This window comes from Microcoleus sp. B5-D4, assembly GCF_036705145.1.
GTDB lineage: Bacteria > Cyanobacteriota > Cyanobacteriia > Cyanobacteriales > Microcoleaceae > Microcoleus.
In genome coordinates, this window is sequence record NZ_JAUBTV010000154.1 from 1 (window position 1) to 6,815 (window position 6,815).

General features: G+C 44.2%; 3 protein-coding genes and 1 CRISPR repeat array. All 3 genes read left to right on the plus strand.

Annotated features, from left to right (window positions below; translation table 11 throughout):
* The first annotated feature begins 73 nt into the window (after positions 1–73).
* Positions 74–3,282: direct repeats of the CRISPR family, unit length 37 nt; unit sequence GTTTCAATCCCTGATAGGGTTTTAGGTTTTTTCCGGC.
* Between the two features lie 976 nt (positions 3,283–4,258).
* Positions 4,259–5,005, plus strand: coding sequence for a dienelactone hydrolase family protein (locus tag QUB10_RS33365; RefSeq protein ID WP_333156945.1), 747 nt, complete (start codon positions 4,259–4,261; stop codon positions 5,003–5,005).
* Positions 5,006–5,104: 99 nt separating this feature from the next.
* A complete protein-coding gene (locus QUB10_RS33370; protein WP_333207394.1) occupies positions 5,105–6,004 on the plus strand; it encodes a S1 RNA-binding domain-containing protein in 900 nt (299 codons plus the stop codon).
* Positions 6,005–6,508: 504 nt separating this feature from the next.
* Positions 6,509–6,815, plus strand: a 307-nt coding sequence (locus tag QUB10_RS33375) for a DUF4277 domain-containing protein (protein WP_333207395.1), incomplete at its 3' end; no start/stop codon positions are given.

Genomic DNA, 6,815 nt, shown 5'->3' on the forward strand with positions numbered 1-6,815 from the left:
TCATTATTATCTCCGATGATTCACTTTTACTTCCTCAATCCGCGTATGTGCCAGTTGGGGGTGCGGAATGTGGGTTTCAATCCCTGATAGGGTTTTAGGTTTTTTCCGGCTTGTGCTGGAAAAGATTTGCACAAGCAAGTCCTTCGCGTTTCAATCCCTGATAGGGTTTTAGGTTTTTTCCGGCGCAAGTGGTGTAGCAACCGTGGCTCACACCGTTAAGTTTCAATCCCTGATAGGGTTTTAGGTTTTTTCCGGCATTCATAGTTATCCTTGGGGTGTAAGTGAATTCTCAAGCTATGTTTCAATCCCTGATAGGGTTTTAGGTTTTTTCCGGCTCGGATTTCTCCCATGCCCTCGATCGCATATAGCTCGTTTCAATCCCTGATAGGGTTTTAGGTTTTTTCCGGCGAATCCACGGTTAGCGTTTATTACGCCTTCGGTGATAGTTTCAATCCCTGATAGGGTTTTAGGTTTTTTCCGGCGTCCGATCGACTTTTCCAACATCAAATCGTACTTAACAGACTGTTTCAATCCCTGATAGGGTTTTAGGTTTTTTCCGGCGTGCGATCGAGCTTCTCCTATTCTTTCTACAAGCTTAGAGTTTCAATCCCTGATAGGGTTTTAGGTTTTTTCCGGCAACCTTGCAGAATATGAGGTTGTAGAAAAATCTGTTGTTTCAATCCCTGATAGGGTTTTAGGTTTTTTCCGGCCGAATGCTGAAATTTCAATGCTCGGTAAAAAAATGTTTCAATCCCTGATAGGGTTTTAGGTTTTTTCCGGCTAGCGCTATGTCAAATGATTTAGCTTTAGCAAGATAAGTTTCAATCCCTGATAGGGTTTTAGGTTTTTTCCGGCTTACCCAAACCGGGATTTTAAATCTGAGTTTTATAGTTTCAATCCCTGATAGGGTTTTAGGTTTTTTCCGGCTAAAGCTGACCAAGCGATCCGCGCCATTTTCCAGATTTTGTTTCAATCCCTGATAGGGTTTTAGGTTTTTTCCGGCCGGAACAACTTTGTAAAACTTGCGGTTCCGAGGTGTTTCAATCCCTGATAGGGTTTTAGGTTTTTTCCGGCCCTTTAAAAGTAGCACCCGCGCTAAAATCTTGTAGTTTCAATCCCTGATAGGGTTTTAGGTTTTTTCCGGCCCACGGCGCGAACACTCAGGCTCTTAAAAAGCTTGGTTTCAATCCCTGATAGGGTTTTAGGTTTTTTCCGGCCAATCTGGTATTTGAGGCTGATACGTTTGACTTTTTCGCTTGTTTCAATCCCTGATAGGGTTTTAGGTTTTTTCCGGCATCATGAAAATCTGCAATCAACTTTGAGGTGTTGTTTCAATCCCTGATAGGGTTTTAGGTTTTTTCCGGCCTAAAATTCCGTCCATATTTACCCCTTAAATCTTAGTTTCAATCCCTGATAGGGTTTTAGGTTTTTTCCGGCTCAAATCGTAAGGCTGCCGAAATCAAGGCGCGGACGATCGGTTTCAATCCCTGATAGGGTTTTAGGTTTTTTCCGGCTCGATTCTGTCGTTAAAAGGGAGCGCGGTTGCTCCGTTTCAATCCCTGATAGGGTTTTAGGTTTTTTCCGGGGCACCCAGACAAAAATATTCCCAACCCAATAAAAGGTTTCAATCCCTGATAGGGTTTTAGGTTTTTTCCGGCGGAAGTATGACCTATCCAGCTGGAATAACGTATAGAAGTACCAGGTTTCAATCCCTGATAGGGTTTTAGGTTTTTTCCGGCGAGTAAAAGAGCTTTTTTAAAGCTAAAAAAAGACGGTTTCAATCCCTGATAGGGTTTTAGGTTTTTTCCGGCTTGATTTTGTCTCGTTATTCTCATGAGGATTAATTTATGTCGGGTTTCAATCCCTGATAGGGTTTTAGGTTTTTTCCGGCTTGAGCCAGCGTGCAAAACGCCTCGGATTGAATGGTTTCAATCCCTGATAGGGTTTTAGGTTTTTTCCGGCCTTCCAGTTTTCACGGTCGTGTTAGATATTCTGATGAAAAATTGTTTCAATCCCTGATAGGGTTTTAGGTTTTTTCCGGCCCTTTAATAGCTGCTAAAGGTATTAAATGTAATCAAGGTTTCAATCCCTGATAGGGTTTTAGGTTTTTTCCGGCCTCAAGATGAAGCGCCTCACAGAGTAAGTGAGTTGTTTCAATCCCTGATAGGGTTTTAGGTTTTTTCCGGCTTGACGGCAGATAAAAATGTTACTGGTGAAGTTCCGTTTCAATCCCTGATAGGGTTTTAGGTTTTTTCCGGCTAGTTTGTTCAGAAATTGAGTGTGCGATCGAAGATGAAGTTTCAATCCCTGATAGGGTTTTAGGTTTTTTCCGGCCAGGGTTTTGAGGCTCTAATGGCTCAAGTGTGGGTTTCAATCCCTGATAGGGTTTTAGGTTTTTTCCGGCTTAATGCCGAAGATTTCGCTAGCCTGCAACCTGAAGTAAGGCGTTTCAATCCCTGATAGGGTTTTAGGTTTTTTCCGGCGATACACCACAAATCATTGCATCGGGTATTATCGTTTCAATCCCTGATAGGGTTTTAGGTTTTTTCCGGCATGTTGTAAAGCAATACTAGCACTGCAAGTAGAGTTTCAATCCCTGATAGGGTTTTAGGTTTTTTCCGGCTTATTCATCAATCCCCCTACTCACATCTCGATTTCTACAGTTTCAATCCCTGATAGGGTTTTAGGTTTTTTCCGGCCTCAATCAGCTCCGAGATAAAGTTGTCCAGGAGCTAGTTTCAATCCCTGATAGGGTTTTAGGTTTTTTCCGGCCTTATGTAATCGAAAAAGTAAATGCTGCTGAAGGTTTCAATCCCTGATAGGGTTTTAGGTTTTTTCCGGCCTCCGAGGCTAGCGCATTGATGTCAAGCCAGGGAGCTTCTGTTTCAATCCCTGATAGGGTTTTAGGTTTTTTCCGGAATTCTATTAGCCAAATTAGTCCTGAAATCTCGCGTTTCAATCCCTGATAGGGTTTTAGGTTTTTTCCGGCCGCCGCTACCAACCCCATCCCCGAACTGCTGTTGTTTCAATCCCTGATAGGGTTTTAGGTTTTTTCCGGCGCCGGAGGTTTAATTAATGCCTAAATTAATCGTACTGCAGTTTCAATCCCTGATAGGGTTTTAGGTTTTTTCCGGCTTACATGGGCGGTTGTGGGTAATTGAAGATTATGATGTTTCAATCCCTGATAGGGTTTTAGGTTTTTTCCGGCTCTAGTCAAGAGTGTGAGGCATATTTTGCGGAAATAAGTTTCAATCCCTGATAGGGTTTTAGGTTTTTTCCGGCTGCCCGTTCCAGAAGCCAGGGTGTATTTGGTTTTCAAGGTGCAGTTCCGTGAATCTAAAACAAAAGTACCATTCCAGCCTTCGGGTTGTCAATACCAAAAATTTCATATTCACTCCAAAACCTTATCCTGTAAAGCTTTCAGACTTTCCGTGAATCTTTTTTTCAGAGGATGGGCATCAAACTCTTGCTGCACATGAGTTTGAGGCGAAAAATTTGATACCCCTATTTTAACACCTACCGGTTCACGGAAACTAGGCAAAAAATATTGTGTGATCGACTGGCACTAGCCCACCAATGCGTTCAATCTTACCCTGACAGCAAGCGCACAGCGGAAAAAACCAAATACTGTCTTCCTTGGGTTGCATGACTTTGTTCGGCATGGCGATCGTAACTTAGACTTGAGTCCTAGCCGGAATCAATCTCCTCAACTGGTTGGATGACTTTGTTCGGCATGGCGATCGTAACTTAGACTTGAGTCCTAGCCGGAATCAATCTCCTCAACTGGTTGGATGACTTTGTTCGGCATGGCGATCGTAACTTAGACTTGAGTCCTAGCCGGAATCAATCTCCTCAAACGATTCCGCCAACCAGAAAGCAAAGCGATTAAAAAACAACTCCGATATATCCAAAAAAATTAGCTCATATTCAACAGCTAACGACTTAGACACTTATCTCTAAAATCTCACGAAAAAGCCATATAAAAGCTGCAAAGTCGTAGACTTATCAAAATCTATGCTTTAGAAAATCCCCGACCACAACTTATATTTTACCGAAATTGAATCCCCAATTAATTGCTAGGAGTAATTTGCCGCGACTTCTTCAGCGCAACCTAAACGTTCAATAATTAGCGAATTTTTACCTGCTATATTTGCGGTATTTACGCTTCGCGGTGCCGAAAAATATTATTGGCGACTTGCCTAAAAATCCCCCAAATTAACTTAAAATTAGTAGAGTGGCATTTACCTTAAAACTCCCGATGACAAAAGCCGAAATTAGCACCAAAAACATCACAGTTCCTAACGGGGATTTGCAAATAGCTGCATACCTCGCCCAGCCAGCCTCCCCAGGGCAATTTCCCGCAGTAATCGTGATTCAAGAAATCTTTGGCGTCAACTCGCACATCCGCGAAGTTACTGAAAGAATAGCAAAAGAAGGATATGTGGCGATCGCCCCAGCCATTTACCAGCGTCAAGCCCCCGGCTTTGAAACCGGCTACACACCCGAAGCCATCCAAATCGGCAGAGAATACAAAGAAAAAACCACCGCTTCCGAACTTCTGGGCGATATCCAAGCCACCATCGATTACCTCAAAACTCTACCCTCTGTCAAACCCGAAGGTTTTGGCTGCATCGGTTTCTGCTTTGGAGGACACGTCGCCTACCTCGCCGCTACTTTGCCCGAAATCAAGGCTACAGCGTCGTTCTACGGCGCCGGTATCGCCACCCTAACCCCCGGCGGCGGCACCCCCACGATCGCCCGCACAGCAGACATTAAAGGCACTCTCTACGCCTTTTTTGGCACTCAAGACCCCAGCATACCCTTAGAACAAGTTGACCAAATCGCCGCAGAATTGCAAAAACACAGTATTTCTCACCAAATTTTCCGCTACAATGCCGATCACGGCTTCTTCTGCGACCACCGCGGCAGTTACGACGCTACGGCAGCAGCCGACTCGTGGGTGCAGGTGAAGCAGCTATTTCATCAGCAACTTCAACCAGCTTAGAGAGTGGGAGATGGGGAGATAGGGAGATGGGGAGAGTGGGAAATTTTTTTCTACTGACGACTGCCAACTAAATTACTGACAACTGACAACTAAACTGACATGAATTCCAAATCTACAGGTTCTCAAAGCGCAAAAGCATCCTTTTCAATGGATGATTTTGCTAAAGCCCTCGAACAGCACAATTACGAGTTCCAGAAGGGACAAGTAGTGCGCGGCAAAGTGTTCGAGTACGACTCAAACGGCGCGTATGTTGATATCGGCGGCAAGTCTTCGGCTTTTTTGCCGATCGAAGAGGCTGCTTTGAGAACAGTAACGGATTTGTCGGAAGTGGTTCCCCTGGACGAGGAACGGGACTTTTTGATTATCCGCGAACAAGATGCAGATGGCCAAGTTACTTTGTCTCTGCGGCAGTTACAAATTCAGCAAGCTTGGGAAGATTTAGTTGAATTGCAGGAAACCGGTAAAGTTCTTCAGGTGCGGGTTTCTGGGGCAAATAAGGGCGGCGTGACTGTAGATGTTCAGGGAATGCGCGGCTTTATTCCCCGATCGCACTTAGTCGATCGCGATAACCTAGAATCGCTGATCGGTCAATCTTTGAGCGTTAATTTTTTGGAGGTCGATCGCGAACGAGAAAAACTCGTACTTTCCCAGCGGATGGCCACTCAATCCAATGCCTTCAAGGACTTGCAAATTGGTCAGTTGGTGGAAGGAAAAGTCAGCAGCATCAAGCCTTTTGGCGTGTTTGTGGACTTGGAAGGAGTTAGCGGTTTGCTGCACATCAAGCAAGTCAGCCAAAAATATATTGATAACCTTGGAAAGGTGTTTGCTCCCGGTCAACCCCTGAAAGCGATCGTGCTTGACCTCGATGAAAGTCGTGGCCGAATTTCACTTTCTACTCGGGTACTGGAAAATTACCCAGGGGAAATGGTGGATAAAATGGCGGATGTTATGGATACCGCAGAAGAGCGATCGGAACGTGCTAGAAAGACTCTTTCTTAAGTCTTGATCTAATTACAACCCCGACTTATTAAAGAAGTCGAGGTTGTAAGCTTTTGTGCATTTAAATTGTATGTTGAGGGCGGGGAAGATGCCCAACCCCTACTCCCCAAAAGAAGGAAAATTTATTTTACCATGCAATTTAAATGCGTATTAGCTTAAGAGTGCGATCGTTTTACGTTTAATTAAGGAATGAGAATTAAATAACTTCCACTCTTGAAAGTGGGACGGGCGGGACGCCCATCCCACAATAACAATTAAAATTGTAAGTTATTTAATTCGCGCTCCTAAGTTGATTTACTTATTTTGCATTTTATATCAACTTCTTATACCAGTTTCCAAAAAGAATCCCACTATAGCAATCCTCACATCATTTGTGAATTTCTTACGGACTCCCCGAACCCGCTCTGAGGGTTGGGGTGGGGTAAAAAATTTACGACTCCTGCAAGGATTGCTATATAGCCCACATTCCGCAGGTGGGATCGCGGGATCGAGTATTTTTAAAAGATGAGCAAAATTGAAGCGTCTGATATTAGAGTACAGGATCTTGACCACTGCGGTCTAATTGCTGGCATCTGTGATTCCATGGGATTAGTTGAACAACTCGCTCGACTGCTGGGTACTCACCCACAAGAAATCGTCACTCCCGGTCAAGCCATCAAAGCAATGATTTTGAATGGGTTGGGATTTGTCAGCGCCCCCCTGTACCTGTTGGAAAATTTTTTTGTCGGTAAGGTCACAGAACACTTGTTGGGAGAGGGTATCAGACCAGAACACTTAAATGATGACAGACTCGGGCGCGTTCTGGACAAAA